1 rRNA gene is annotated in these 1,077 nt (G+C 56.5%); it reads right to left on the bottom strand.

Annotated features, from left to right (window positions below):
* Positions 1 to 36: 36 nt before the first annotated feature.
* A 23S ribosomal RNA gene (locus tag ACIBFB_RS27215) occupies positions 37 to 1,077 on the bottom strand; the annotation flags it as partial.

Raw genomic sequence — 1,077 nt, 5'->3', positions numbered from 1 at the left:
TGTGAACAAATGTGCGCGAACATCCAATTACCTGCAGCGGACAAGCCCTCGGCCTATTAGTACCGGTCAGCTCCACCCCTCACAAGGCTTCCACACCCGGCCTATCAACCCCATCGTCTATAGGGAGCCTTACCCTCTCAAAGGAGGCAGGAGACCTCATCTCGAAGCAAGCTTCCCGCTTAGATGCTTTCAGCGGTTATCCCTCCCGAACGTAGCCAACCAGCCATGCCCTTGGCAGGACAACTGGCACACCAGAGGTTCGTCCGTCCCGGTCCTCTCGTACTAGGGACAGCCCTTCTCAAGTCTCCAACGCGCACAGCGGATAGGGACCGAACTGTCTCACGACGTTCTAAACCCAGCTCGCGTGCCGCTTTAATGGGCGAACAGCCCAACCCTTGGGACCAACTCCAGCCCCAGGATGCGACGAGCCGACATCGAGGTGCCAAACCATCCCGTCGATACGGACTCTTGGGGAAGATCAGCCTGTTATCCCCGGGGTACCTTTTAGCCGTTGAGCGACACCGCTTCCACACGCCGGTGCCGGATCACTAGTCCCAGCTTTCGCTCCTGCTCGACACGTCCGTCTCACAGTCAAGCTCCCTTGTGCACTTACACTCAACACCTGATTACCAACCAGGCTGAGGGAACCTTTGGGCGCCTCCGTTACCCTTTAGGAGGCAACCGCCCCAGTTAAACTACCCACCAGACACTGTCCCCGAACCGGATCACGGTCCAAAGTTAGATGCCCGAAACAGTCAGAGTGGTATTTCACCAACGCCTCCACCGCCACTAGCGTGACAGCTTCACAGGCTCCCACCTATCCTACACAAACCATCCCAAACACCAATGTCAAGCTATAGTGAAGGTCCCGGGGTCTTTCCGTCCTGCTGCGCGAAACGAGCATCTTTACTCGTAGTGCAATTTCACCGGGCCCATGGTTGAGACAGTGGGGAAGTCGTTACGCCATTCGTGCAGGTCGGAACTTACCCGACAAGGAATTTCGCTACCTTAGGATGGTTATAGTTACCACCGCCGTTTACTGGCGCTTAGATTCCCAGCTTCGCAAGAGACGAACCC

The sequence above is a fragment of the Nocardiopsis sp. NPDC050513 genome, assembly GCF_044457925.1.
Taxonomy (GTDB): Bacteria; Actinomycetota; Actinomycetes; order Streptosporangiales; family Streptosporangiaceae; genus Nocardiopsis.
The sequence above is the reverse complement of the archived record's forward strand: the minus strand, read 5'-3'. Positions and strand labels throughout refer to the sequence as shown.